Below are 24,612 nucleotides of genomic sequence, written 5' to 3'. Positions count from 1 at the left end.
AAGTTGTTTTGCCATGGTCAACGTGACCAATGGTGCCCACGTTCACGTGCGGCTTTGTACGTTCGAACTTACCTTTTGCCATTTCTCGACTCCGAAAAAAAATAGGTCAATCACAAAAAAATCTGGTGCCCTTGGCGGGAATCGGACCCGCGACCTCTCCCTTACCAAGGGAGTGCTCTACCACTGAGCCACAAGGGCAAATCATTGATCGCTGATCAGTCCATCGAAAACCACAGGTGGAGCGGGAGACGGGAATCGAACCCGCGTCATTAGCTTGGAAGGCTAGGGTTCTACCATTGAACTACTCCCGCATCTGATCGGATCAGATCGTCACAGTTGCAGGCCTACCGGCGCATCTACTTGTTGGTTTTCGCTGGTGGAGGGGACTGGATTCGAACCAGTGTAGGCGTAAGCCAACAGATTTACAGTCTGCCCCCTTTAGCCACTCGGGCACCCCTCCGGCGAATCGCGAACTATAGCAGATTTTTGGTGCTATCGCTAGTTTTGCAGTCCAAATGACTCACAAACGCCAATCCAAACTCAGCTCTTTTTGCGCCAACCAAGCGCTTGCCTGAGAAAAGTGACAGCAGCCAATGAAAGGCTGCGGCGGGCGCAAAGCCGACAAGGGCGACGGGTGGTTGGCCTTGAGCACCAAGGCCTCGCGCGGGCGCAAACCGGCTTCGCGCAAACCGACAAAACTCGATGACTGCGCTCGGGTGGCGTGCGCAATGAGCTCAGCCTTGGCCTGAGCGTGTGCGCCCCACAGCATGTACACACAGGCAGGTACGGTTTGCGCCACTTCAGCCAACAGTGCATCGGTCAGTTGCTCCCAGCCACGTTTGGCATGGCTGGCTGGTTGGCCGTCTTCCACCGTCAGGCACGTGTTGAGCAACAAGATGCCGCGCTTTGCCCATGCCTCCAGTGAGCCGCTTTGGGGGACAGGCTGATGGAGGTCGCGCTGCAGTTCTTTGAAGATGTTGCGCAACGACGGCGGCGCCTTGACACCTGGCGCCACAGAGAAAGACAAGCCCTGCGCCTGATGCGGTCCGTGATAAGGGTCTTGACCCAGGATGACCACCTTCACCTGCGACAAACTTGTAAGCTGCAAAGCCCACAGAGGATGTTTGGGATACACCACCGCGCCAGCTTGCAGACGCGACTGCACAAAATGGGCCAAAGACGCACCTGACTGGCTGCGCCAAAACGCATCCAACGTGGGCTGCCAGTCAGGCTGAACCGGCCAGTCCTGCGGCGACCACCGACTCAAGCGGGGTGCATCAAAGGCTAGGCAAGCGGTTGCCCTCACATGCGCAGGCGCGACGTCGTCAAACAAATCGCCCGGGATACCGCCCTGCATGATCAAGCGGCAAACAGCTCAGCCAATGCCACCCCTGGGTCAGCTGCGCGCATGAATGCCTCGCCCACCAAGAAGGCATGCACATGCGCAGTGCGCATTTTTTGCACATCTGCTGGCTGCAAGATGCCGCTCTCAGTGATCAGCAAACGGTCAGCGGGCACATCTTGAAGCATGCCAATCGTGGTGTCGAGCGATACCTCAAAGGTGCGCAGGTCGCGGTTGTTGATGCCCACCAAAGGCGTTTGAAGTTTGAGCGCACGCTGCAGCTCGGCTGCGTCATGCACCTCCACCAACACTGCCATGTCGAGATTGCGCGCAATGGCTTCCATCTCGGCCATTTGCGTATCGGTCAAACATGCGGCGATGAGCAAGATGCAATCTGCGCCCATCACGCGCGATTCGTACACCTGGTAAGGGTCGATCATGAAGTCTTTGCGCAACACGGGCAAGTCGCACGAGGCACGCGCTTGCTTGAGGTAGTCCACTTGGCCTTGGAAGAAGTCTTTGTCCGTCAACACCGACAAGCACGCTGCACCGTGTTCGGCATAGCTTTGGGCAATGTCTGCGGGAATGAAGTCTTCTCGAATCACCCCTTTGGAGGGGCTGGCTTTTTTGATCTCGGCAATCACCGCAGGCAAGCCAGCGGCAATCTTGGCGCGCAAAGCGCCCACAAAGTCACGGGTGAGCACACGACTCTCAGCATCGGCTCGCATGGCCTGCAAGGATTTGCGCTGCAGCGCCGCAGCGACCTCTTGGTGTTTCACAGCGACGATTTGGTTCAGGATGTCAGACATATGTTCTTTCTAGCGACCAGCGCAAACTGAAGCGGCAGCAAGTTGATTGACCGTGGCAATCCATTGATCGAGTTTAGTTTTGGCGGCGCCCGAGGCCAAAGCCTCTCGCGCCAAAGCGACGCCAGTCTCGATGCTGTCTGCCACGTTTGCGGCATACAAAGCCGCGCCCGCATTGAGCACCACGATGTCGCGTGCCGGCCCTGCTTGATTGTCCAGCACGCCCAGCAACATGGCGCGAGATTGCTCGGGTGTTTCTACGCGCAAGGCGCGGTTGCTGCTCATGGCAAAGCCAAAGTCTTCGGGATGAATTTCATATTCGCGCACTTGGCCGTCTTTCAACTCGCCCACCAAGGTGGATGCACCCAAAGACACCTCGTCCAATCCATCACGGCCATACACCACCAACGCATGCTCAGCGCCCAAGCGCTCTAAGGCGCGCACCTGAATGCCCACCAAGTCGGGGTGGAAAACGCCCATCAAAATATGGGGCGCATGGGCCGGATTGGTGAGAGGCCCAAGAATGTTGAAGATGGTGCGCACGCCCAGCTCTTTGCGAACGGGCGCCACGTTTTTCATGGCGGGGTGATGGTTGGGCGCAAACATGAAACCAATGCCCACATGGTCAATGCATTGGGCAATTTGCGCGGGCGTGAGGTTGATGTTGACGCCCAAACTCTCCAGCACATCAGCGCTGCCGCTTTTGCTGCTCACACTGCGGCCACCGTGCTTGCTGACCTTACCGCCAGCTGCGGCCACCACAAACATTGAACACGTCGAGATGTTGAAGGTGTGCGAACCATCGCCACCCGTGCCCACAATGTCCACCATGTGCGTGCGGTCGAGCACATCGACCTTGGTGGAGAACTCGCGCATCACTTGGGCAGCGGCAGTGATTTCGCCAATGGTTTCTTTTTTCACGCGCAAAGCGGCAATAAAGGCTGCCATCCAAACAGGCGGCATTTCCCCCGACATGATGAGACGCATGATGTGCAGCATCTCGTCATGGAAAATTTCTCGGTGTTCGATGACGCGTTGCAACGCCTCTTGGGGCGTGATGGCATTTGTGTTGATGTGTGTGGCGCTTGTCATCGCTAGCCTTTATAAAAAGTTCTTCAGCATGGCATGACCATGCTCAGTGAGGATGGATTCAGGATGAAACTGCACGCCTTGAATAGCCAGCTCTTCATGGCGCACGCCCATGATTTCGCCATCGTCCGTCCAAGCCGTGACCTTCAGACATGGCGGGCAAGACGCACGCTCAATCGCGAGCGAGTGATAACGGTTGACGGTGAACTTGTCGGGCAATCCGCCAAACACACCCTCTTGCGTGGTGGTGATGAGGCTGGTTTTGCCATGCATCAAGGTTTGGGCACGGATGATCTTGCCGCCAAACGCAGCGCCAATGCTTTGATGGCCCAAGCACACGCCCAAAATTGGGAGCTTGCCCGCAAAGTGCTGAATCGCCGCCACCGAAATACCCGCTTCAGCAGGTGAGCAAGGGCCGGGGGAGATCACCAAACGGTCAGGCTTGCGTGCGGCAATGCCCTCGAGCGTGATTTCATCGTTGCGAAACACCTCCACCTCTGCACCCAACTCGCCAAAGTATTGAACGATGTTGAAGGTGAAGCTGTCGTAGTTGTCCACCATGAGGAGTTTGATCTTGCTCATTCCAAACCCTCCTCTACCAACTCGCTGGCACGCAACAAGGCACGGGCCTTGTGCTCAGTTTCTCTCCACTCCAACTCAGGCACTGAATCGGCCACCACACCCGCAGCGGCCTGCACATAAAGCGTGTCGTTTTTAATGATGCCAGTGCGAATAGCAATCGCCACATCCATGTCGCCTGCAAAACTCAGGTAACCACAAGCGCCGCCATACAGACCTCGCTTGGTGGGTTCGAGTTGGTCAATTAACTCCATCGCGTGCACTTTAGGCGCACCGGTCAACGTCCCTGCAGGGAAGGTGGCCTTGAGCACATCCATGCTGGTGAGCGGCTCGCCGTGGGGGCCGTCGAGCAACAAGCCTTCTACGTTGCTGACGATGTGCATGACATGGCTGTAGCGCTCCACCACAAAAGCCTCGGTGACTTGGACGCTGCCTGTTTTGGCAATGCGGCCAATGTCGTTGCGCGCGAGGTCAATCAACATCACGTGCTCGGCGCGTTCTTTAGGATCGTTGATCAGATCCACTTCGGCGGCCTTGTCGGCCTCGGGCGTGGCACCGCGTGGGCGCGTGCCGGCCAGTGGGCGGATGATGACTTTTTGCCCCTCGGGCGTGGACTCTTGGCGCACCAAAATCTCGGGCGAAGCGCCCACCACATAAGCGTCGCCGAGGTTGTAGTAGTACATGTACGGGCTCGGATTGAGCGAACGCAGCGCTCGGTACAGCGACAACGGGCTAGCCGTGAACTTCTTTTGGATGCGCTGGCCCACTTGCACTTGCATGAAGTCGCCTGCCGCAATCAAGTCTTTGGCGCGCAGCACAGCAGCCAAGTAATCGTCTTTCGAAAAACTGCGTTCAGTGGGGTGGCTGACACACGGCGCAATCGAAGGCGCCTGTGCTGGCTCTCGCAGGCGCAGCTTCAATTCAAGCAAACGCGCCTGCGCTTGTGGGTAGGCATCAGGCTGTGCCGGGTCGGCATACACAATCAGCGAGAGCTTGCCAGAGAGGTTATCAATCACCGCCAACTCTTCGGTTTGCAGCAGCAAGATATCGGGCATGCCTAAGTCATCGGGCGGACAGGAATGGACCAACTTCTTTTCGATGTGACGCACCGTGTCGTAACCAAAGTAGCCCGCCAAGCCGCCACAAAAACGCGGCAAGCCTTGACGCAAGGCCACCTTGAAACGCTTTTGGTATTCGGCCACAAAGTCGAGCGGATTACCCGCATGGGTTTCGACCACCACGCCATCGGTCACCACTTCGGTCTTGGCAGCATCGCCAAAACCGCTGGCTCGCAACAAGGTGCGAGCAGGCAAACCAATGAAGCTGTAGCGCCCAAAACGCTCGCCACCCACCACCGACTCCAGCAAAAAGCTGCGCTCACCCTTGTTTTGCACATGGGCCAGCTTGAGATACAAAGAAAGTGGGGTTTCTAGGTCGGCAAAAGCCTCGGCCACCAAAGGGATACGGTTGTAGCCCTCTTGGGCCAATTGTTTGAATTCGTTTTCAGTCATTGTGAGCCTCCACAGCTCGGCCCCCTTGGAGTTGGGGCGTTCATTCGGACAAGTGCTGAACAGCTCAGGTGTTTCAGCGCGGGCACGGCACAGTGAACCTGAGCGTGCTTTTAGACAAGCGCAAACGACGGCGTACGCCAGGGCCAAGCTCCCCGGTCGTGACAACCTGTGACGATGCTGCGGTGAATGAACATGGCCTCAGTTTATCAAAGGCTCAGGCAGCCTTGCCAAGGGCTTGGGCGATGTCGACCAAGCTGTCCACATGCCCATCGGCATCCACGCCGTCCACGGGTTCACCATGGTTGTAGCCATAGCGCACCAAGACAACCGGGCAACCTGCGGCACGAGCGGCTTGGGCGTCATTGGTGGAGTCACCCACCATGAGGGTCTGCGCGGGTTTGACACCCAAAACCTCACAGGTTTTGAGCAAGGGCAACGGGTCAGGTTTTTTGCGCTCAAAACTATCCCCCCCAAACACATGGGTAAAAAAGTGGTCTAGCCCTTTGGCTTGTAACAAGGGTCTGGCAAACGACAAAGGCTTGTTGGTCAAGCACACCAATTGCAAGCCCGTGTCGCGCATTTGCTGCAAGCCTTCCACCACGCCCGGATAGACCGCAGCAAACTGGCCGTTGATGGCGAGGTAGTGATGCTGGTAACGCAGCCACGCTGCCTCATACACATCTTCCATGCCGCGAGAAGCGCACACAAGAACTTGGTTTTTCACCTCAGGCAAGGCCAGTTGATGCGCGAGCACCGAACGGATCAAATGCTCAGAGCCTTTGCCCACAGTGCGCTCGACCAAAGCCCGTGTGACAGGTGGCAAATCTAAGTCGTCAAGTGCGCGATTGAGCGCCACCTCAAAGTCGCCCAAGGTGTCGACCATTGTGCCGTCGAGGTCAACGATGGCGGCTTGAAAATGCGTGAATGAAAAAATCATATCTAGATGCGAACCTGCAGTTGACGCAAAAAAGAAGGGGCGTCCATGACGCCCCTCAGATCAAATCAGTGGGCCTTAAGACTGATCCACCGCTTTGACCATGTCTTCCACCACCTTTTTGGCATCGCCAAACACCATCATGGTTTTGTCCATGTAGAACAATTCGTTGTCCAAGCCAGCATAGCCAGAGGCCATGCTTCGCTTGTTGACGATCACGGTCTTGGCTTTGTAGGCTTCCAAAATAGGCATGCCATAAATCGCACTGCCTTTTTCCAATGCGGCGGGGTTCACCACGTCGTTGGCGCCTAAGACGATGGCCACGTCGACTTGGCCAAACTCGCCGTTGATGTCTTCCATCTCAAAAACCTGGTCGTAGGGCACTTCAGCTTCGGCCAACAGCACGTTCATGTGGCCAGGCATGCGGCCCGCCACAGGATGGATGGCGTACTTCACGCTGATGCCTTTGTGCATCAGCTTTTCGGCCAGCTCGTTCACCGCATGCTGCGCGCGCGCCACGGCCAAGCCATAGCCGGGCACGATCACCACCGTCTCGGCGTTGGCCAAGATGTAGGCCGCATCGTCTGCGCTGCCGCTCTTCACAGGGCGCTGCTCTTGTGCACCGCCAACGGCTGTGACGGCCTCTGCACCAAAGCCGCCCAAGATGACGCTAAAGAACGAGCGGTTCATGGCCTTGCACATGATGTAGCTCAAAATCGCGCCCGAACTCCCCACCAAAGAGCCGGCAATGATGAGCATGCTGTTGTTGAGCGAAAAGCCAATGCCCGCTGCTGCCCAGCCCGAATAGCTGTTGAGCATGGACACCACCACCGGCATATCAGCCCCGCCAATCGGGATGATGATGAGCACACCCATCACAAACGCCAAGGCCAACATGGCCAAGAAGGCGGTCCAGTCCTCGGTCACCACAAAGATCAAACCGAGCCCGACAGTGACCAAACCCAACACGAGATTGAGCATGTGTTGGCCAGCAAAGCTCACAGGCGCGCCTTGGAACAAACGGAATTTGTATTTGCCCGAAAGCTTGCCAAAAGCAATGACCGAGCCGCTGAAGGTGATGGCGCCAATGGCTGCTCCGAGGAACAACTCCAAACGGTTACCTGCTGGAATGGGAGAGCGCTGCATCATCTCAGTGATGACGATGCCAGAAGCCGTTTGCACTCTGGTGATCACCTCTTGTGGCGCCGCTGTGATGCCAAACGCCCAAGGCTCAGCCACTGCGGCCACACCAATGAACACCGCCGCCAAACCAATCATGCTGTGCATGAAGGCCACCAGCTCGGGCATCTTGGTCATCTCCACGCGTTGCGCCATGATCGTGCCAGCACCGCCACCGACGACCAAACCCAACAGCACCCAGCTCATGCCCACGCCAGAGCCAGATAGCTTGACGATCAAAGCAGCTGTCGTGATGACCGCAATGGTCATGCCCGTCATACCAAACACGTTGCCGCGAATCGAGGTGGTGGGATGGCTCAAGCCTTTGAGCGCTTGAATGAAACACACGCTTGCCACCAAGTACATCATGGTGACGAGGTTCATTGAAACAAAGTCCATGTTCATGCTTTGTCTCCTGAAGCAGCCACAGCTTTCGCGGGCTTGTCTTTTTTGCGGAACATTTCAAGCATGCGGCGCGTGACCATGAAGCCACCAAACACGTTGACGGCAGCAAGTGCCACAGACAGCACGCCCATGGTTCTGCCCAAAGTGGTTTCGGTCATCGCAGCGGCCAACATGGCGCCCACAATGACGATGGCAGAGATGGCGTTGGTCACCGCCATCAGCGGCGTGTGCAAGGCGGGCGTGACGGTCCACACCACGTGGTAGCCCACGTAGATGGCCAACACAAAAACAATCAGGTTGACGAGGGTGGGGGAGACTGCATCCATTTTTTGTATTCCTCGTTTTATTTCTTCACCACCGCACCATCGCGGGTGACAAGGCACGCGGCCACGATATCGTCTTCAAGGTCAATGTGCAAAGCACCTTCTTTGTTGATGACGAGCTTCAAAAAGTCAAGCACGTTGCGGGCGTAGAGCGCACTCGCATCGGCGGCCACCAAGGCGGGCAAGTTGGTCTCGCCCACCAGCGTCACACCGTGCTTGATGACGGTCTTGCCAGCTTCGGTCAGCGGGCAGTTGCCGCTCACACCATCGGCGCCTTTGCCCGCAGCGATGTCGATGATGACGGCGCCAGGCTTCATGGCCTTGACCATGTCTTCGGTCACCAACACAGGGGCGGCGCGCCCGGGAATAAGGGCCGTGGTGATGACGATGTCAGCCAGCGCCACACGCTTGGCTACTTCCACCTTTTGGCGATCCAACCAGCTTTGTGGCATGGGACGGGCGTAGCCGCCCACGCCTTCGGCGGCGTCTTTTTCGTCTTGGCTTTCAAACGGCACGTCGATGAACTTGGCGCCGAGCGACTCGACTTGCTCTTTCACACTGGGTCGCACGTCGGTGGCTTCAATCACGGCCCCCAAACGCTTGGCAGTGGCAATGGCTTGCAAGCCCGCCACGCCCACGCCGAGGATGACCACACGTGCAGCCTTCACGGTGCCCGCTGCGGTCATAAGCATGGGGAAGAAACGTTGGTATTTGTCTGCGGCCAACATGACCGCCTTGTAGCCTGCAATGTTGGCCTGGGAGGACAACACATCCATGCTTTGCGCGCGGGTCGTGCGCGGCGCAGCTTCTAGTGCAAAGCCAGTCGCACTTGCTGCGGCCAAGCGCTGCAAGCCCTCTGCATTGAAGGGCTCCAACATGCCAATGACCGTGCTGCCCGATTTGATGAACGAAGCCTCAGCAGCCTCGGGCGCGCGAACTTTGAGCACCACGTCTGAGGACCAAGCACCCGCAGCATCCACGATGTGGGCGCCAACCGCCTCGAAAGACGCATCTGGCAAGCTGGCTGCAACACCTGCACCTGCTTGCACACGGACGGTATGGCCTTGTGAAATTAGTTTTTTGGCCGTTTCAGGCGTCACGGCTACTCGAGCCTCGCCTGACGTTGTTTCGGCGGGAATACCCATCGTGAGTGACATTCGACTTCTACCTTTTTTTGATGAATGCTTCAGCTGTACAAGCTTGAACTTTAAATGACTGCGACATTAAACCTTATTCCGCCTTGGCCGACCAGTTTGGTTAACCCTAGCCGCACGTCGAGACGCAAGGCACGGCCAAGGTTTAAGCCAAAGCCTTTCGCATTTGGTCGATCACCATTTTGTAGTCTGGTTGGCCAAAAATAGCACTGCCCGCCACAAAGGTGTCTGCGCCTGCATTAGCCACTTGGCGGATATTGTCGGGCTTGATGCCCCCGTCGACTTCTAGGCGAATGTCTTTGCCGCTGCGCTCAATCCATTGGCGAGCCAGCGCGACCTTGCGCAGCGCCGAGTCAATGAAGCTTTGGCCGCCAAAGCCGGGGTTGACGCTCATGATGAGGATGAGGTCAATCTCGTCAATCGTCCACGCCAACACGTCTAGCGACTCGGCGGGGTTGAACACCAAGCCCGCTTTGACACCTTTGCTTTTGATGGCTTGGATGCTGCGGTGCACATGGGCGCTGGCGTCGGGGTGAAAGCTGATGAAGTCCGCACCCGCTTCGGCAAACGACGCCGCCAAAGCATCCACGGGCGAAACCATCAGGTGCACATCAATCGGCACGGCCACGCCAGCAGGCGTTTTGGCATGCGGCTTCAAGGCTTGGCAAATCATGGGGCCAAACGTGAGGTTGGGCACATAGTGGTTGTCCATCACGTCAAAGTGAATCCAATCCGCACCAGCGGCGAGGACGTTTTTCACCTCGTCGCCGAGGCGAGCGAAGTCGGCAGACAAAATGGAGGGGGCAATTTGGTAGGAGGGGCGCAATTGGGTCATAAAACAAAAATCAGAGTTTGAGCAAATTGTCCTCGCAATCGGCCACACCGGCTGCCAACTAAGTCATCGATGTTATTTGAAGTCCCCTGCCGTCACGCGAACAAGCCGTGACTGCACAAGTAGTTTTTTCGCAGCCGCATCGACCTCTTCGATGGTCAGGCTTTGCAAAATGCGTTGCTTTTCTTCATACCAAGCAGCGTCGCGCGGGGCGCCCATGCGCCCCTTGAATTCGGCATGCGCGATTTCGCCAGCCATATAGGCATCACTGTTCAAACCACGTTTGACAAGGTCTGCCGCCATGCGTTTGGCAAAAAACAACTCCACCGAACTCAAGCCGTTCGAGACGACGTCGTCTATCACCTCACGTAAGGTGCTTTCAAATTTGCTTTTGTTGTCTGGTGCAAATGAGCCGTAGAGTCCAAACGTCAAGGTCTGGTCGTCTTCGTTGGCGTTCAAATAACTGCCGACCCCGTAAGACAGCCCGTTGTCTTTGCGCAAGCGGGTGAACAAGCGCGAGGAGGAGCTTCCGCCAAAAATACCGTTTGCCACGCGCATCGCAATGCCTTCGCGCGACCATGGATCAGCGCTCAGGCTGTGCGCGGCATACAACAAGGCATTGGGCTTGTCGGGCGTCGCCAAGGCTAGGTTTTGGGCTGGATGCACAAACAAAGGCCGAGGAATGCGCACGAAACTGGCAGGGCCACCAGGTGTGTGCCAATCGTCCAACATCTGTGCCACATCCTGCTGCACTTGTGCCACATCTAGAGCGCCAGCAGCGGCAAACTCGGCCACGCTGGCACCTGAGAATTGCGCCCAAAACCGCTTCACATCCTCTAGGCTAAGCGCTTGCCAGCGTGCAAGATTTTCTTCGAGGCTGAGAACATAACGTGGGTCTTGGCTGTCATAGGGCGGTTGCATGGCGCGACTGAGCGCATTACTTGCTTTGGCCTCAGGGCTATCCAATTGCTTGACGATCGACGCAACAATCTCGTTTTGCCATGTTTTGAAGCTCACCGGATCGAATGCTGGACGACGCAATGTGTCTTGCAGAAGGCGGGAAAAAGCTGGCCAGTGTTGGCGTGTGGTTTTGAAGTTGACAGCTAAACCATGCACATTGCTGTGAATGGAGAGGTTGCTTTGCAGTTGATTGAGCTCATCATTCAATTGCGCTTCATTGCGTGACTGAGTGCCTTTGAGCAACAAGCTCCCGACAAAAGGAGCTGCCCCTTGGCCGCGCATGGTGTCGAGCTGACCCCAGTGAATGCGCAGGGTGCCCACCATCGCCTCGCCCACTGCAGGGCGAGGTAGCAGCGCGATGTGCGTGCCGCCTTTGAGTTGGGTGCGAACGGTGTTTTTTTCAATCTGCTGCAGCGTCGGCTCAAAGGCCGCAAGAGGCGGCACTGGGCTCGCGGCGTTTGAAACCACAGTTTGGGCAACATAGCTCCCCAAGTCTTGAGGTTGCGGGTGATTGGCGCGAACAGGTTTGGCCTCAGGCAAAAAAGTAACCCGCACACGATTGGCATCTACCAAATAGTTTTGAGCCACGCGCTGGGTGTCAGCAACCGTGACAGTGCGCACATGGTCTTGCGCCCAAAACAACAAACGCCAGTCCCCAGCTGCGGCATTTTCTGCCAACTGGGCCCCAAAATTTTCTGCGGTTTGCTTGCTGTCCACCGCATCAGCGAGCAACGCGGCTTGGGCGCGTTTGAGCTCTTCAGTGGTCACACCCGACTGGGCGATGGCAGCTACATGGTCTAGCAACAAGGCTTGCACCGCATCTCGCTGCGAGGGGTCATTGACGCGCAGGGCCACATCAAACAGGCCGTCATGCCGCATCGCGTGATGCCCCGCGCTGACGCGCGTGCCCAGCCCTTTCTTTTCGATGTCGGTTTTAAAACGGCCACTGCCCTCGTGCGTCAGCGCACTCGCAACCACATCCAAGGCCACATCATCGCGGTGCGCTCGCGGCACCCCTCGCCAGCCAATCAACACGCCGGTCTCTGTGCCGACACGGCGAATCAGCGCTTCACGTACTCCGTCTTGCGCAGGCTCGCGGGTGTACATCACGGCCAATGGCGTGTTGGGGTTTTTCAGCACACCAAATACCGATTGGATGTGGGCGAGCGTGGCGTTGGCGTCGAACCGCCCCGTCACCACAAGCACCATGTTGTCCGGGCGATACCATGTTTTGTAAAAGAGTTGCAGCCGCTCAATGTTGACATTTTCAATATCGGCACGGTTGCCAATGGTCGGGCGTCCGTAGCCGTGTGTAGGAAATGCCAAGGCCATACGTGCTTGGTACATCGCACGCTCAGGACTCGCGCCACCTCGCTCAAATTCGTTGCGCACCACCGTCATTTCTTTGTCTAAATCTGCCTTGGCAATGAAGCTGTTCGTCGCAGCATCCGCCAACCAGCCCAAATACCAATGCAAGTTCTCGGGGTCTGGATTCATGCTCGCAAAATAGTTGGTGCGGTCCTGGTTGGTTGTGCCGTTGAACTGAAGCGAACGATCGGCAAACGCCTTCATTGGATCGCGCGTGCTGGGGGATCCCTTGAAGATCATGTGCTCCAACAAATGCGCCATCCCGCCCTCTCCAAACCCCTCCACCGCGCTGCCCGCTTTGACCACCAAGTTGACGTAATTACGCGGCTGCAAATCATTGGGGGCCAGCAGCACCTGCAAGCCATTGTCCAATCGGTATTCGCTGACACCCTCCATGCTGCGCATCAGCACTTGCGCATGCACGGCGCATACTGCCCAGCATGCCAAAAAGAAAACCAAATTGCGTGACCAAACCATCGCCAACCTCCATCCGAAACAAGCCCCAAGCTCAATCGAGTGTAGCGAAGCCCCCATCTGCGACTTAGGTCAAAATCAAGCCATGCTCCGTTACAAATTCCAAGTCGACGTTCTTCCCCAATACCTGCCAGAGCAATCCGACCCAAACGGCGGCTTGTTCATGTTTGCATACACCATCACCATCACGAACGTGGGCCATGTGGCGGCACAGCTCATCTCGCGCACTTGGAATGTGAACGACGCCAATGGCACGCACGAAAAAATCAAAGGCCTAGGCGTGGTGGGCCACCAGCCCTTGCTGCAGCCAGGCGAGCAGTTTGAATACACCAGCGGCACGCGTCTGCGCACACCCACAGGCACCATGCATGGCAGCTACTTTTGCGTGGCCGAAGACGGCGAAAAGTTTGATGTGGACATCCCCATGTTTGTGCTGGACGCGCTCAGCGACACCCCTGGCAAACGCCATATGCACTGACCATGGGCGAATTCGACCTGATCGAGCGTTACTTCAAACGCCCCACCCACAAGGCGGCGCTTGGCGTGGGCGACGATGGCGCCTTGCTCAAACCCACCGAAGGCATGCAAATTGCCGTGTCCAGTGACATGTTGGTGGAAGGCCGCCACTTTTTAAGCACCGTCGACCCCGCCCGCTTGGGCCACAAAGCCCTGGCCGTGAACCTGAGCGACTTGGCCGCCATGGGCGCTGAGCCTTTGGGCTTTACCTTGGCACTTGCTTTGCCCCGCGTAGACGAAACATGGCTGGCCGGCTTTTCAAGCGGTCTCTTGCGCTTGGCCGATGCCCACGGCTGCGAACTGGTGGGCGGCGACACCACCCAAGGCCCGCTGAACATTTGCATCACGGTGTTTGGCGAAGTGCCGCCAGGCGATGCCCTGCTGCGCCAAAACGCGCAAGTGGGCGACGACATCTACATCAGCGGCACAGTGGGCGATGCCCGCTTGGCGCTTGAAGTATTTCGCGGCACACAGATCATTTCAGGTGAAGCACTTGAACAAGCCCGCTTGCGCATGGAGCAACCCAGCCCGCGCGTTGCGCTTGGCACTGCGCTGCGCGCTGTGGCTAACGCAGCGATTGACGTGAGCGATGGTTTGCTGGGCGACTTGGGCCACATCCTCCAACGCTCAGGTGTGGGCGCACAGATTGACACCGGCTGGCTGCAGGCCGCAGGCAACTTTGGCGACGCACGCTTGCCCGCGGGCATCACATCGGTTCTGGCTGAACTGCCTTGGAACAAACGCCTAGAGTTTGCGCTGTCGGGTGGCGACGACTACGAACTGTGCTTCACCGCCCCTGTCAATCAACGCGAGTTGGTGCATGCCGCTGCCTGGGAAACCCACACACCCGTCACACGCATTGGGCGCATCACACAAGAGCAGGGCTTGGTGGTACTTGACCCACAAGGCCAACCGATTGCCAAACGCTTTGCGTCGTTTGATCACTTTGCCTAAAGCCCCAGCCGCCATGACTGACTTCGTAGTGCCACTGAACCGCCGCTTTTTACTCTCCCACCCCGCGCATTTCATTGCGCTGGGCGCGGGCTCTGGCCTGTCTCGCGCTGCGCCTGGCACGGCAGGCACCTTGTGGGCATGGGCGGTGTTTTTGCTCTTGCAAATTTGGTTGACTCCGCTACAAATGGGTGTGCTGATTGCCGTGTCCACCTTGATCGGCTGGTGGGCTTGCACCGTGACCGCGCAGCACATGGGCGTGGCAGACCCTGGCGCGATTGTGTGGGACGAGGTGATTGCGTTTTGGTTGGTGCTGTGGCTGGTCACGCCCACCACGTTTTGGGGCCAACTTGGCGCGTTTGTTTTGTTTCGCTACTTTGACATTGCCAAGCCTGGGCCTGTGCGCTGGGCTGACAATTTGTTCAAAGGGTTTGGCTGGCGCGGCGGTTGGGGCATTATCTTTGATGACTTGGTGGCTGCGTTTTGCACCTTGCTGGTCATTGCCATTTGGAGGTCGTTATGAGCGCGCATACATGGACTGAACAACTTGCCGAGGTGCTGCAACAGCACGGCTGGTTGCTGGCGACCGCAGAAAGCTGCACCGGCGGCATGATTGCCGCCAACTGCACAGATTTAGCAGGCTCGAGCAACTGGTTTGAACGTGGCTTTGTGACCTACTCCAACGAGGCCAAGCACGACATGCTGGGCGTAGATTCATCCCTCATCGCCCAGCATGGCGCGGTCAGCGAAGCCGTGGCGCAAGCCATGGCGCTAGGCGCGATGCGCCGATCCAACGCGCAAGTGACTTTGGCCGTGACCGGTGTGGCAGGCCCCTCAGGTGGCTCGGCTGACAAACCCGTGGGCACGGTGTGGTTTGCATGGGCCACGCCCAGCGACGCAGGCCCGACGCTGGGTGTTGAAACGGCTTGGGTCAAAACTGAGCTGATGCACTTCAACGGCGACCGCGCTGCGGTGCGTGAAGCCACGGCGCAACATGCGCTGAAAACTTTGCTGGATTTGCTGCAGCAACACTGACAACCCTTTTTTTAATGGAACGACGCTTCCAAGTGTTGGCGGCGTCTTAGGCTGGCAGGGCCGCTGGAAATACCTTCCCCACCGCAACGCCCAAGCGCGCCATGCGGTTGCGCATGGTCAACACCGCCTTGTCTTTGCTGATGAGTTGGGTTTTGTGCTCTGCCGCGAGGTCGATGAACTTTTGGTCATCCCCGTCTTTGCACACATACAGCGCTTTTGCTGCAATGGGCATGAGCTGCGCATGCGCATCAAACTGCGCCAAGATGTCTTGCGCGCTGCGCTGACTCAACCCCAGGCGCTGGGCGATGTGGGGGTAAGCCAACACACGGGCCAATTCTTCACGCATGACTGACGTGGCCAACCATTGCACGGTTTTGGTTTCGAGCGCATCTCTTAGCGCGGGGGTGGCCTTGTCTTTGTAGAGCCACAGGTCGAGCACGATGTTGGTGTCGAGCACCACGCGCACGGGCATCATGGCTTGTTGCGCATCGAGCCTGCACGCAAGTCAAAGCGGAACATGCGGCACTCAATCGGGCCGTTCCACATGGGCACGCGGCGTGACTCTTTGAATCGCATGCGGCTTGGCAGCTTGAGGTCAGGCGTCAACATCCAAGCAGTCCAGCCAGCGTAGTTCTTTTTCCAATGGCTGGCCAACTGAGCAAAGAAGTCGCCGCCATCTTCGGTTTGTGCAATGTCACGGGCGCCAAAGCGTGGCACATCGTCGCGCACCATGCCATGTTCATTGCCATTGCTGCCAAACGCTTCGTCATCAAAACCCGCATCGCCGTTTTGATTCACATCTTCGTAAGGAGACACATAGTCGGTGGGAGGCGAATAACGTGCTCGGCGTGCCGCACCCGCAATACCTGCGGCTTCGATACGCTCGCCATACGGCGGATTGACCAACATCACGCCCGGCGCTTCGCTGGGGGGCATGCGCTGCAGGGCATCGCCACCGCGCAGCTGCACGGCGTGGGCCACGCCTGCACGCTCGGCGTTGCGTTGTGCAAAATCGACCATACGAAAGGCCACATCGCTGCCAAACACTTCGGCTCGCGGCGCGCACTCTTGGGCGCGGGCGTGGTCGACCAAGCCATGCCACACATGCTCTTGGTAGGGAATGAGTTTTTGGAAACCAAATTTGCGCAAAGAGCCCGGCGCGATGTTGCAGGCAATTTGTGCCGCTTCAATCGCGATGGTGCCGCTGCCGCAACACGGGTCATACAGCGGCACGCCTTGCGCCACCAGGCCATCGGGGTTGGCTGGCGTGCCGTCACCTTGGCTCCAGCCGCTTGCGGCCAACATGGCGGCAGCGAGGGTTTCTTTCAACGGCGCATCGCCTTTGTCTGCACGCCAGCCGCGCTTGAACAAAGGCTCGCCCGAGGTGTCGATGTAGAGCGTGCAGCTCTCGGTGGTCAAGTGCGCGTAGATGCGCGCGTCGGGCCACTGTGTGTTGACATCGGGGCGCACGCCAAACTTGTGGCGAAAGCGGTCGGCCACCGCGTCTTTGATTTTGAGCGCCGCAAAGTTCAAGCTCTTCAAGGGGCTGTGCTGGGCGGTGATTTCAATCTTGAAGGTTTCTTTGGGCGAGAACCACAGCTCCCACGCCACTTCGCCCGCAGCGCGGTAGAGGTCTTCTTCTTGTCGGTATGGCGTGTGCGATAACTCGACCAACACGCGTTGGGCCAAACGGCTGTGCAAGTTAAGCTGCAACACATCGCGCCATGAGGTGCGCACCATCACACCCGCACGAAACGCACGAATGTCATCGTCGCCCACGCCCGTGATGCGACGCACTTCCTCGGCCAAATAGGATTCGACGCCTGCCGCACAGGGCAAGAAGAGGTGCAATTGATTCATAGAGTTCTTTACAGCGCTTTGCGCAGAGTCGTGGGCGCAATACGCAGCGCCTCACGGTATTTGGCGACGGTGCGGCGAGCGCACTCGATGCCTTGCTCTTTGAGCATTTCAGAGAGCTGATTATCCGACAGTGGCTTTTTGGGGTTTTCGCTGGCCACAAATTGCTTGATGAGCGCGCGCACCGCTGTGCTGGAAGCGTTGTTGCCGCTGTCTGTCTCAAGCCCCGAGCCAAAGAAGTACTTGAGCTCAAAGGTGCCAAAGGGCGTGCTCATGTATTTGTTGGTGGTCACGCGGCTGATGGTGGATTCGTGCAGCCCTAGCTCTTCGGCAATCTCGCGCAGCACCATGGGGCGCATGGCGAGTTCGCCATGGATAAAGAAGTTTTTTTGGCGCTCAGCAATCGAGTTACTGACACGCAAGATGGTGTCAAAACGTTGCTGAATGTTTTTGATGAACCAACGCGCCTCTTGCAAACGCTGTTGTAGACCCGCATGGTTGTCGCCCTTGCCGCCTTTGAGGGCATTGGCATAGATGTCGTGCACACGCAATCGGGGCATGACGTCGGGGTTGAGCGCCACTTTGAACTTGGGCGCAAGGGTGGACTTGCCCACGCGCGTCACCAATACATCGGGCACCACCACATGGCGCTCCACATCGGCAAAGCGGCGTCCCGGCTTGGGCTCTAAGCGGCCGATCAGGGCGATGGCCACTTTGACATTGGCTTCGCTGTCGCCCACGATCACAGCCAAACGTTTGAAGTCTCGCTTGGCCAACATCTCCATGGGCTGTTTGCACATCAAAACAGCCGTGTCCCGCACTTGCAGCGCCTCCTCACCCTTGGGTGCCAAGGCTTTGAGTTGCAGCGTCAAGCACTCGGCCAAATCGCGCGCGCCCACGCCCACCGGTTCTAGGCTTTGCAGCAGCGACAGGGCGACTTGGAATCGGTGCTCGAGCTCTTCAATTTGTTCTTCGTCGTCATTGCCCAAACCTTCGGCCAAGCTTCGCAGCGTGTCTTCGAGGTAACCGTCGTCATTCAGGTTTTCAATCAGGTAGCGCAGCGCGGCCGTGTCGGTGGGGCTCAAACGCAGCGACAGCGCTTGGCGGTGCAAAAACGAGGTGAGCGACTCTTGCATGCGCGCCAGCTCGGTGGCGTCTGCGGTGTCGGTGTCTGCGGTGTTGTTGTGATTGCTGGCAGGTGCGTCGCCGCCCCATTCGGAGTCGTCGGGTGAGAACTCCACGCTGCCGTCGCCGTCCCAGCTTTCGGCGACGCCGTCAACGCTGGGCTCGGTGTCGCTGGCGGTGTTGTCGACGCTGATTTCAGACATGCCGCCATCCATCGACGGCACCTCACGCACAGGCTCTGGCTCTTCGTCGCGGCTGGGTGCGTCGGCTTTGTCGAGGCCAAACTCTTCGCGCTGGGCTTCTTCAAAGTCTTTGTCGAGAAACGGGTTCTCGTCCAGCATTTGCTCAATCTCTTGGCTCAACTCCAGGGTCGACAACTGCAACAACCGAATCGACTGCTGCAACTGGGGCGTCAGCGCCAGATGTTGCGAAACACGAAGTGATAAGCCTTGTTTCATGCCTGATCACATTCGGAAATGTTCGCCCAGATACACACGGCGTACATCAGCGTTCTCGATGATTTCACGCGGCGTGCCCTGCGCCAACACACGGCCGTCGCTGATGATGCAGGCATGGTCGCAAATACCCAGCGTTTCGCGCACATTGTGGTCGGTGATCAACACACCCATGCCACGTGCCTTCAAAAAACCAATGATGCGTTGAATTTCAATCACCGCAATCGGGTCGATGCCAGCAAAAGGTTCGTCCAACAAAATAAAGCGCGGGTTGGTGGCCAAGGCACGGGCAATCTCCACACGGCGCCGCTCGCCGCCAGACAAAGCCAATGCAGGCGACTCACGCAAATGGTCGACACGCAACTCTTGCAAGAGCGACGTCAATCGTTCTTCAATCTCAGCGGGCGCTAGGGCATTGCCAGCTTCAGAACGTTGCAGCTCCAACACCGCACGCACGTTCTCTTCCACATTGAGCTTGCGAAAAATCGACGCCTCTTGTGGCAAATAGCTCAAACCCAAACGCGAGCGGCGGTGAATGGGCAAATGCGCCACGGGCTGACCATCAATCGTGATGCTGCCTCCATCCGCGCGTACCAATCCCACGATCATGTAGAACGATGTGGTCTTACCCGCGCCGTTGGGGCCGAGCAAACCGACCACTTCTCCCTTCTTCACTGAGATGGACACATCGTGCACCACTTTGCGACTGCCATAGGCTTTTTGCAAATGACGCGCTTCCAATCGGCTCTGCGACGTGTCTGGTGTGATCAAAGGGGAATGCGACTCGGTCACGGCTTGTCCAAGCTGTTTGAACGCGGCGCCAGCACAGCCCTGACCCGACCACCGCCTAGCTTGCCGCCTTCAGCGTTGCGCTGGCCATCGATGCTGAACACATCGGTGAGGTTTTCATAAATGATGAGCTTGCCGCTCATGGTGTCATTCAACACGGCGCCACGGAAGCGCCGCACTTCGGCGTTATCGATCAGACTGACGCGATCTGCTTTGCCATCAAACTCGATGCGCAAAGCTTCGCCTTCCATGAAGTCGTCATTGCCTTCGCGCTTTTGGCGAAAGAAGGCGCGTTTGTTGGGCTCAGGAAGGATGACGCCATATTGGTAACCGTCTGCATCTTGGCGCATCTCAATGCGAGCGCCGCGCATCACCATCGTGCCTCGCGTCAAAACGGCACGACCCGTGAAAATGCTGACCTGTTTGAGCTCGTCATGCAACAAGCTGTCAGCTTCGATGTGGGTGGGTTTGTCGCGATCTGCTTTTTCCGCCGACGCCGCTACCGGCACGATGGCCAACACAAGCGCAAGTGAGAAAGAAGCAAATGGAGTCAAGGCACGATTATTGCTAATTTGAGTTGATGGCATTCTAACCATCAACCAACACAATTTCGGTGCTGACTAAATGCGGCTAATTAACGCCCGCGGCGAACTTCGCCAATCAGGTACTCGGCCACTTGCAGGGCTCGCTCCATGGTTTGGGTGAGCGAGCCATCGGTGTAGAAACGACCCGCGATGCCCAATGCTGGCACACCTTGGACCTTGAACGATTCTTGTAGTTGCGTGGCACGACGTGCCTTGGTTGAAACACCAAAGCTGTTGAACGTGTCCAAAAACTTTTTCTCAGGCAAGCCATTTTTATTGGCCCACGTGGCCAAGGCTTGAGCCGTATTGAGCTGTTGGCGCTCGGCGTGAATGGCATGAAACAACTTGCCGTGCAGGGTGTCTAGCAAGTTGAGCGACTCAAATACGTAGTAAGCGCGTTGCTGCGCTTCAAAGTCGTCACGAAAACGCACGGGGACGCGCTGCACCACCACATCTTTGGGCGCAGTTTTTATCCAAGCCGCAAACTGCGGCTCGAAGGAGTTGCAATGCGGACAGCTGTACCAAAAGAACTCGATCAGCTCAATCTTGCCTGCGCCCAGATCGGTGGGCACGCGTTTGTCAAGCGATAGATAGTCATTGCCTTCAGTAGGCTTCTTTGCGGGCGCAGCGCCCTGTGATTGCGCAGTCAATGGCAGGCCGGCCACAGTGGCTGCGCCAACAGCGGCCAAAGAAAAATCACGACGTTTCATGGGTTACCTCTTGGTGTTTAACGTTGCACCCGCACCATGGCGGAATCGATATGCGCGGCGTCTAGCTTGGCACGCACGCGCTCTGCTTCTACTTTGTCGATGGGACCAATGCGCACACGGTAGACCGTACGCCCGCCTTGATCGCGTTCGCTGATTTTGGCGTCCAACCCAAGCATCACGGTTTTGGCACGCTGAGTCTCAGCTTCGTCATTGCTACGGTATGCACCCGCTTGCACAAAATAAATGAATGGGTCGGTTTTCTCAGCCTTAGGGGGTTCAACAGGCTTGGTCTCGGCCACCTTAGGCTCAGCCGATTTCACTTTGGCCAAGTCGCCCAATGGGTCTGCACTCTTGGGGTCTACTTTGACCGCTGCATCTGGCTTGGGTTCTGGCTTGGCCTCGACCTTGGACTCGTCTACTTTGTCACTGGGCTTGGCCCCTTTCTTGCCGTAAAGGGGGGCGTTCGGATCCCAGTCTTTGTTTTTTTCGGCTTCTGCCGCATCAGAATCTGCAGAGCGGGTTTGGCCTTTGCTTAAAAAAGGAATGGGCATTTTGGTGACGTAGATGGCCACCCCAAGCGCCACGGCCAAACCCACCACCAAACCGATGATGAAGCCCACCAAAGTACCACCGCGCTGCTGATTCATCTGCATCAAAATCCTCGTCTCGTTTACATGCTGGCGGGCGCTGACACACCTAAAACCGCCAATCCATTGTGCAGAACCTGCGCGGTGGCAGCCACCAGGGCCAAGCGGGCTTTTTTCACCACGTCGTCGTCCACCAAGATACGCTCTGCATCGTAATAGCTGTGATAGTTGGCCGCAAGATCTCGCAGGTAAAAGGTCACATCGTGCGGCGCAAAGTCCGCTGATGCGGCGCTGAGCATAGCTGGGTATTTGGCCAGTTGCAGCATGAGGGCTTGGGCTTGGGGGCTTTGCAGCGCTGACAAGTCCACGTTTTGCAGTGCCGCCACGTTGCCACCCTCTTTGTCAGCCCAAGCGCGCAGCACCGAGCAAATGCGCGCGTGTGCGTATTGCACGTAATACACGGGGTTGTCGTTGTTTTTTTGCACGGCCAAGTCCACGTCAAAGGTGTACTCGGTGTCGGGCTTGCGACTGAGTAAAAAGAAACGCACTGCGTCTTTGCTGGTCCACTCAATCAAGTCGCGCAGCGTGACGTAGCTGCCTGCGCGCTTGGAAATCTTCACCTCCTCGCCGCCTCGCATCACACGCACCATGGTGTGCAACACGTAGTCGGGGTAGCCCACGGGAATGCCTACATTTGCAGCTTGCAAGCCTGCGCGCACCCGGGCGATGGTGCCGTGGTGGTCTGTGCCTTGGATGTTGACGACACGGGTAAAACCGCGCTCCCATTTGGTGATGTGGTAGGCCACATCGGGCACAAAGTAGGTGTAGGTGCCGTCTGTCTTTTTCATGACGCGGTCTTTGTCGTCGCCGTAGTCGGTGGACTTGAGCCACAGGGCACCGTCTTGCTCGTAGGTTTTGCCCGCCGCTTGCAAGCGGCTCACGGCGTCGGCCACTTTGCCGCTGGTGTAGAGGCTGCTTTCCAAATAGTAATTGTCGAACTTGACGTCAAAGGCTTTCAAGTCCAAGTCTTGCTCGTGTCGCAAATAGGCCACGGCAAACTCCCGCATGCCGTCCACATCGTTCATATTGCCGCTGGCGGTGAACTCTCGGTCGTCCGACTTGACAGTTTTGCCCGCCAAAAAATCGGTGGCAATGTCTTGGATGTAGTCGCCGTTGTAAAACGCTTTGCTCAGTGGGTTCTCAGGGTCCACTGGCCAGCCTTCGTCACCAGGCTTGAGGCCTTGGGCGCGCATGTGTGTGCTCTTGGCCAAGGTGTTGATTTGCACCCCCGCGTCGTTGTAATAAAACTCGCGCAAGACCTGAAAGCCTTGTGTGGCAAACAAGTTGCAAATCGCGTCACCCAGGGCCGCTTGGCGACCGTGGCCTACATGGAGCGGGCCCGTGGGATTGGCAGACACAAACTCGACGAGCACGCGCTGGCCGTTGTCTGATTGGAAACCGAATTGCGCTTTGGCGGCCAGCACCTCGCGCACAATTTGCTGTTTCGCAGCCGGCTTCAAACGGATGTTGATGAAGCCCGGGCCTGCAATCTCGATGTCTTGCACCCACAGCTGGTAAGCGGGCGCGGCCAGCAGCGCATCGCGCAGCTGCTCGCCAAGCTGACGTGGGTTGAGCTTGAGCGGTTTCGCCAGCTGCATGGCCGCCGTGATGGCAAAGTCGCCATGCGCAGCCACCTTGGGGGATTCAAACGCGGCTGTGTCGCCGCAACCGGGCAACAGCCCATCTAAGGCTTGGCTCAGGGCGGCCAGCAATTCTTGTTTAACTTGAAGCATGTCTGGATTTTACGGGCCGCCCCAGCCGCTTGTCCTTCGCCCATGGTCTTTGAGAATGTCAAAGCCATGCGCGCACGCGCCAGGGCCAGTGGTAGCGCTGCGCACAGTCGGCACAAACACCCCCGAAGGGGGCTGCAAAGACCCCCACCTAAAATCTGTCGTATGAATATCCCAAACGCCAGCCATCTCCCCAGCCGAATCAAAGATGGCGTTGCGCTTTTGGAGCACCTCACCCCGGTGTGGTTTGCCATGGTGATGGGCTGGTGCGGCTTAGCACAGGCATGGCTGCGAGCGACCGATGGGTTGGGAAATACCGCGTATGGCATCGGCCTTGTGGCGGGTGCGTTTGCGCTGTTGCTTTTTGTTGTGCTGTGCTTGGCGAGCTTGCTGCGCTTGCAAGCGCACCCTGGTGCAGTGGCCGCAGACATGCGACACCCCATTCGCCATGCCTACATGGCGACATTGCCTATTTCTATTTTGCTGCTGGCAAGTTTGGGGATCCAATTGTTTTGGGGCCAGGACCGGCTGCTTGACTCGGCCCTGACACTTGGGTGGTGCGTGGGCTCCGTGTTGGAGATTGCAGCCACCGTGTGGGTCATCAGCCGTTGGTTCAAGCCAGCGCAAAACGGTGGCATTCAATGGGCCAGCTTCACGCCGGTTTTTTTCATTCCTGTGGTGGGCAATGTGTTGGCACCGTTGGGCGGCGTCGGCATTGGTTTGCAAGCATGGGCCACAGCGCAGTTTGGGGTGGGCTTGTTTTTGTGGATGGTGATGCAAACACTTTTCTTTGTTCGCTTGGCACAAGCAGGCCCGATGCCCGCGCGCATGGCACCTAGTTTGTTCATCACCGTTGTGCCCCCGTCCATCGGGGGCTTGAGTCTGCTTCAACTCGACGCACCGATGGCCGTTGCATGGATGCTGTGGGGCATTGCCGCCTTTTTCTTGTTGCTTGCACTCAGAGAGATGTCCGTCATCCGTGAACAACCCTTCAGCATGGCGCACTGGGGCATGAGCTTTCCTCTGGCAGCCTTCACCGCTTTGTCCTTGCGCATGTCACAGGCCCCTGATGGCGGCTGGATGCAGACGCCTGCCATCTTGCTGCTGGCCCTCACCTCCCTGCTCATTTTGGGGCTAACCCTGGGGACTTGGCGCAGCTTGCAGCACGGCCACTTGCTGGTGGCCGACGCTTAAAGCGCATAGCTGGCCTGAATTACCCTTCTTTTTGTCACAACAGCTGTCAAGTTGGCGATCCAA

At 57.5% G+C, this 24,612-nt stretch carries 24 protein-coding genes, 3 tRNA genes and 1 pseudogene; 5 read left to right on the top strand and 23 right to left on the bottom strand.

What is annotated here, in order from left to right; translation table 11 throughout:
• The 15 genes and pseudogenes from V7Q41_RS11660 to V7Q41_RS11590 form a co-directional block, all read right to left on the bottom strand.
• A pseudogene (locus tag V7Q41_RS11660) lies at positions 1-82 on the bottom strand (GTP-binding protein); the annotation flags it as partial.
• Positions 83-123: 41 nt separating this feature from the next.
• Positions 124-198: transfer RNA gene (locus tag V7Q41_RS11655), tRNA-Thr, on the bottom strand.
• A gap of 39 nt (positions 199-237) precedes the next feature.
• Positions 238-311 (bottom strand) — tRNA-Gly (locus V7Q41_RS11650).
• 63 nt (positions 312-374) lie between these two features.
• Positions 375-460: transfer RNA gene (locus V7Q41_RS11645), tRNA-Tyr, on the bottom strand.
• Positions 461-520: 60 nt separating this feature from the next.
• Positions 521-1,357 (bottom strand): uracil-DNA glycosylase, encoded by an 837-nt coding sequence (locus V7Q41_RS11640; protein WP_333846031.1) that lies wholly within the window; start codon positions 1,355-1,357, stop codon positions 521-523.
• A gap of 2 nt (positions 1,358-1,359) precedes the next feature.
• Positions 1,360-2,151 (bottom strand): indole-3-glycerol phosphate synthase TrpC, encoded by a 792-nt coding sequence (gene trpC / locus V7Q41_RS11635; RefSeq protein WP_333846030.1) that lies wholly within the window; start codon positions 2,149-2,151, stop codon positions 1,360-1,362.
• A gap of 9 nt (positions 2,152-2,160) precedes the next feature.
• Entirely contained in the window at positions 2,161-3,240 is a 1,080-nt protein-coding gene (gene trpD / locus V7Q41_RS11630; RefSeq protein ID WP_333846029.1) for an anthranilate phosphoribosyltransferase, read from the bottom strand.
• Positions 3,241-3,249: 9 nt separating this feature from the next.
• Complete coding sequence (locus V7Q41_RS11625) at positions 3,250-3,819, bottom strand: aminodeoxychorismate/anthranilate synthase component II (RefSeq protein ID WP_333846028.1); 570 nt, start codon at positions 3,817-3,819, stop codon at positions 3,250-3,252.
• Positions 3,816-5,327 carry an anthranilate synthase component I family protein gene (locus tag V7Q41_RS11620; protein ID WP_333846027.1) on the bottom strand — a complete coding sequence of 504 codons (1,512 nt, stop codon included), beginning with the start codon at positions 5,325-5,327 and terminating at the stop codon, positions 3,816-3,818. Before V7Q41_RS11620 ends, V7Q41_RS11625 begins: the two co-directional genes overlap by 4 nt.
• 214 nt (positions 5,328-5,541) lie before the next feature.
• Complete coding sequence (gene gph, locus V7Q41_RS11615; protein ID WP_333846026.1) at positions 5,542-6,264, bottom strand: phosphoglycolate phosphatase; 723 nt, start codon at positions 6,262-6,264, stop codon at positions 5,542-5,544.
• Positions 6,265-6,339: 75 nt separating this feature from the next.
• A complete protein-coding gene (locus V7Q41_RS11610) occupies positions 6,340-7,845 on the bottom strand; it encodes an NAD(P)(+) transhydrogenase (Re/Si-specific) subunit beta (protein ID WP_333846025.1) in 1,506 nt (501 codons plus the stop codon).
• The gene (locus V7Q41_RS11605; protein WP_333846024.1) at positions 7,842-8,171 is read right to left on the bottom strand and encodes an NAD(P) transhydrogenase subunit alpha; all 330 of its coding nucleotides are present in this window, start codon (positions 8,169-8,171) and stop codon (positions 7,842-7,844) included. The genes V7Q41_RS11610 and V7Q41_RS11605 overlap by 4 nt, the downstream gene beginning before the upstream one ends.
• Positions 8,172-8,188: 17 nt before the next feature.
• Positions 8,189-9,325 carry a Re/Si-specific NAD(P)(+) transhydrogenase subunit alpha gene (locus V7Q41_RS11600; protein ID WP_333846023.1) on the bottom strand — a complete coding sequence of 379 codons (1,137 nt, stop codon included), beginning with the start codon at positions 9,323-9,325 and terminating at the stop codon, positions 8,189-8,191.
• 142 nt (positions 9,326-9,467) lie between these two features.
• Positions 9,468-10,157, bottom strand: a complete 690-nt coding sequence (rpe, locus tag V7Q41_RS11595) for a ribulose-phosphate 3-epimerase (protein ID WP_442918858.1) — start codon at positions 10,155-10,157, stop codon at positions 9,468-9,470.
• Between the two features lie 72 nt (positions 10,158-10,229).
• Complete coding sequence (locus V7Q41_RS11590) at positions 10,230-12,959, bottom strand: M16 family metallopeptidase (protein ID WP_333846022.1); 2,730 nt, start codon at positions 12,957-12,959, stop codon at positions 10,230-10,232.
• Positions 12,960-13,041: 82 nt separating this feature from the next.
• Here V7Q41_RS11590 and apaG point away from each other — a divergent pair, with 82 nt between their 5' ends.
• The 4 genes from apaG to V7Q41_RS11570 are packed head-to-tail and all read left to right on the top strand — an operon-like array spanning position 13,042 to position 15,458.
• Positions 13,042-13,434 (top strand): Co2+/Mg2+ efflux protein ApaG, encoded by a 393-nt coding sequence (gene apaG, locus V7Q41_RS11585; RefSeq protein WP_333846021.1) that lies wholly within the window; start codon positions 13,042-13,044, stop codon positions 13,432-13,434.
• 2 nt (positions 13,435-13,436) lie between these two features.
• Positions 13,437-14,426: a thiamine-phosphate kinase gene (gene thiL / locus V7Q41_RS11580; protein ID WP_333846020.1), complete on the top strand. Its 990-nt coding sequence runs from the start codon at positions 13,437-13,439 to the stop codon at positions 14,424-14,426.
• 13 nt (positions 14,427-14,439) lie between these two features.
• Complete coding sequence (locus V7Q41_RS11575; protein ID WP_333846019.1) at positions 14,440-14,946, top strand: phosphatidylglycerophosphatase A family protein; 507 nt, start codon at positions 14,440-14,442, stop codon at positions 14,944-14,946.
• Positions 14,943-15,458, top strand: coding sequence for a CinA family protein (locus tag V7Q41_RS11570; RefSeq protein ID WP_333846018.1), 516 nt, complete (start codon positions 14,943-14,945; stop codon positions 15,456-15,458). Before V7Q41_RS11575 ends, V7Q41_RS11570 begins: the two co-directional genes overlap by 4 nt.
• 46 nt (positions 15,459-15,504) lie before the next feature.
• Here the strand turns inward: V7Q41_RS11570 and V7Q41_RS11565 are convergent, their stop codons facing one another.
• From V7Q41_RS11565 to argS, 8 genes are all read right to left on the bottom strand, one after another.
• Complete coding sequence (locus V7Q41_RS11565) at positions 15,505-15,933, bottom strand: putative toxin-antitoxin system toxin component, PIN family (RefSeq protein WP_333846017.1); 429 nt, start codon at positions 15,931-15,933, stop codon at positions 15,505-15,507.
• Positions 15,930-17,318 (bottom strand): THUMP domain-containing class I SAM-dependent RNA methyltransferase, encoded by a 1,389-nt coding sequence (locus tag V7Q41_RS11560; RefSeq protein ID WP_333846016.1) that lies wholly within the window; start codon positions 17,316-17,318, stop codon positions 15,930-15,932. The genes V7Q41_RS11565 and V7Q41_RS11560 overlap by 4 nt, the downstream gene beginning before the upstream one ends.
• Positions 17,319-17,326: 8 nt before the next feature.
• On the bottom strand, positions 17,327-18,898 hold the full coding sequence (locus V7Q41_RS11555) for an RNA polymerase factor sigma-54 (protein ID WP_333846015.1): 1,572 nt from the start codon (positions 18,896-18,898) through the stop codon (positions 17,327-17,329).
• Between the two features lie 6 nt (positions 18,899-18,904).
• Positions 18,905-19,687: an LPS export ABC transporter ATP-binding protein gene (lptB, locus tag V7Q41_RS11550; protein ID WP_442918857.1), complete on the bottom strand. Its 783-nt coding sequence runs from the start codon at positions 19,685-19,687 to the stop codon at positions 18,905-18,907.
• Positions 19,684-20,238 (bottom strand): lipopolysaccharide transport periplasmic protein LptA, encoded by a 555-nt coding sequence (gene lptA / locus V7Q41_RS11545; protein WP_333846013.1) that lies wholly within the window; start codon positions 20,236-20,238, stop codon positions 19,684-19,686. Before lptA ends, lptB begins: the two co-directional genes overlap by 4 nt.
• Positions 20,239-20,318: 80 nt before the next feature.
• A complete protein-coding gene (locus V7Q41_RS11540; RefSeq protein WP_333846012.1) occupies positions 20,319-20,978 on the bottom strand; it encodes a thiol:disulfide interchange protein DsbA/DsbL in 660 nt (219 codons plus the stop codon).
• 17 nt (positions 20,979-20,995) lie between these two features.
• Positions 20,996-21,631 (bottom strand): SPOR domain-containing protein, encoded by a 636-nt coding sequence (locus V7Q41_RS11535; RefSeq protein WP_333846011.1) that lies wholly within the window; start codon positions 21,629-21,631, stop codon positions 20,996-20,998.
• A 17-nt stretch (positions 21,632-21,648) separates the two neighbouring features.
• On the bottom strand, positions 21,649-23,358 hold the full coding sequence (gene argS, locus V7Q41_RS11530) for an arginine--tRNA ligase (protein WP_333846010.1): 1,710 nt from the start codon (positions 23,356-23,358) through the stop codon (positions 21,649-21,651).
• Between the two features lie 162 nt (positions 23,359-23,520).
• On the opposite strand from argS, the gene V7Q41_RS11525 reads away from it, so the two are divergent.
• On the top strand, positions 23,521-24,549 hold the full coding sequence (locus tag V7Q41_RS11525) for an SLAC1 anion channel family protein (RefSeq protein ID WP_333846009.1): 1,029 nt from the start codon (positions 23,521-23,523) through the stop codon (positions 24,547-24,549).
• Positions 24,550-24,612: the final 63 nt, after the last annotated feature.

The sequence above is a fragment of the Limnohabitans sp. genome (genome assembly GCF_036804465.1).
Classification (GTDB): domain Bacteria; phylum Pseudomonadota; class Gammaproteobacteria; order Burkholderiales; family Burkholderiaceae_C; genus Limnohabitans.
The sequence above is the reverse complement of the archived record's forward strand: the minus strand, read 5'-3'. Positions and strand labels throughout refer to the sequence as shown.

Bases quoted from the DNA above. Each gene is read 5' to 3' on its own strand.
- V7Q41_RS11640 (WP_333846031.1), bottom strand. From the start codon at position 1,357: ATGCAGGGCGGTATCCCGGGCGATTTGTTTGACGACGTCGCGCCTGCG.
- trpC (WP_333846030.1), bottom strand. From the start codon at position 2,151: ATGTCTGACATCCTGAACCAAATCGTCGCTGTGAAACACCAAGAGGTC.
- trpD (WP_333846029.1), bottom strand. From the start codon at position 3,240: ATGACAAGCGCCACACACATCAACACAAATGCCATCACGCCCCAAGAG.
- V7Q41_RS11625 (WP_333846028.1), bottom strand. From the start codon at position 3,819: ATGAGCAAGATCAAACTCCTCATGGTGGACAACTACGACAGCTTCACC.
- V7Q41_RS11620 (WP_333846027.1), bottom strand. From the start codon at position 5,327: ATGACTGAAAACGAATTCAAACAATTGGCCCAAGAGGGCTACAACCGT.
- gph (WP_333846026.1), bottom strand. From the start codon at position 6,264: ATGATTTTTTCATTCACGCATTTTCAAGCCGCCATCGTTGACCTCGAC.
- V7Q41_RS11610 (WP_333846025.1), bottom strand. From the start codon at position 7,845: ATGAACATGGACTTTGTTTCAATGAACCTCGTCACCATGATGTACTTG.
- V7Q41_RS11605 (WP_333846024.1), bottom strand. From the start codon at position 8,171: ATGGATGCAGTCTCCCCCACCCTCGTCAACCTGATTGTTTTTGTGTTG.
- V7Q41_RS11600 (WP_333846023.1), bottom strand. From the start codon at position 9,325: ATGTCACTCACGATGGGTATTCCCGCCGAAACAACGTCAGGCGAGGCT.
- rpe (WP_442918858.1), bottom strand. From the start codon at position 10,157: ATGACCCAATTGCGCCCCTCCTACCAAATTGCCCCCTCCATTTTGTCT.
- V7Q41_RS11590 (WP_333846022.1), bottom strand. From the start codon at position 12,959: ATGGTTTGGTCACGCAATTTGGTTTTCTTTTTGGCATGCTGGGCAGTA.
- apaG (WP_333846021.1), top strand. From the start codon at position 13,042: ATGCTCCGTTACAAATTCCAAGTCGACGTTCTTCCCCAATACCTGCCA.
- thiL (WP_333846020.1), top strand. From the start codon at position 13,437: ATGGGCGAATTCGACCTGATCGAGCGTTACTTCAAACGCCCCACCCAC.
- V7Q41_RS11575 (WP_333846019.1), top strand. From the start codon at position 14,440: ATGACTGACTTCGTAGTGCCACTGAACCGCCGCTTTTTACTCTCCCAC.
- V7Q41_RS11570 (WP_333846018.1), top strand. From the start codon at position 14,943: ATGAGCGCGCATACATGGACTGAACAACTTGCCGAGGTGCTGCAACAG.
- V7Q41_RS11565 (WP_333846017.1), bottom strand. From the start codon at position 15,933: ATGATGCCCGTGCGCGTGGTGCTCGACACCAACATCGTGCTCGACCTG.
- V7Q41_RS11560 (WP_333846016.1), bottom strand. From the start codon at position 17,318: ATGAATCAATTGCACCTCTTCTTGCCCTGTGCGGCAGGCGTCGAATCC.
- V7Q41_RS11555 (WP_333846015.1), bottom strand. From the start codon at position 18,898: ATGAAACAAGGCTTATCACTTCGTGTTTCGCAACATCTGGCGCTGACG.
- V7Q41_RS11540 (WP_333846012.1), bottom strand. From the start codon at position 20,978: ATGAAACGTCGTGATTTTTCTTTGGCCGCTGTTGGCGCAGCCACTGTG.
- V7Q41_RS11535 (WP_333846011.1), bottom strand. From the start codon at position 21,631: ATGCAGATGAATCAGCAGCGCGGTGGTACTTTGGTGGGCTTCATCATC.
- argS (WP_333846010.1), bottom strand. From the start codon at position 23,358: ATGCTTCAAGTTAAACAAGAATTGCTGGCCGCCCTGAGCCAAGCCTTA.
- V7Q41_RS11525 (WP_333846009.1), top strand. From the start codon at position 23,521: ATGAATATCCCAAACGCCAGCCATCTCCCCAGCCGAATCAAAGATGGC.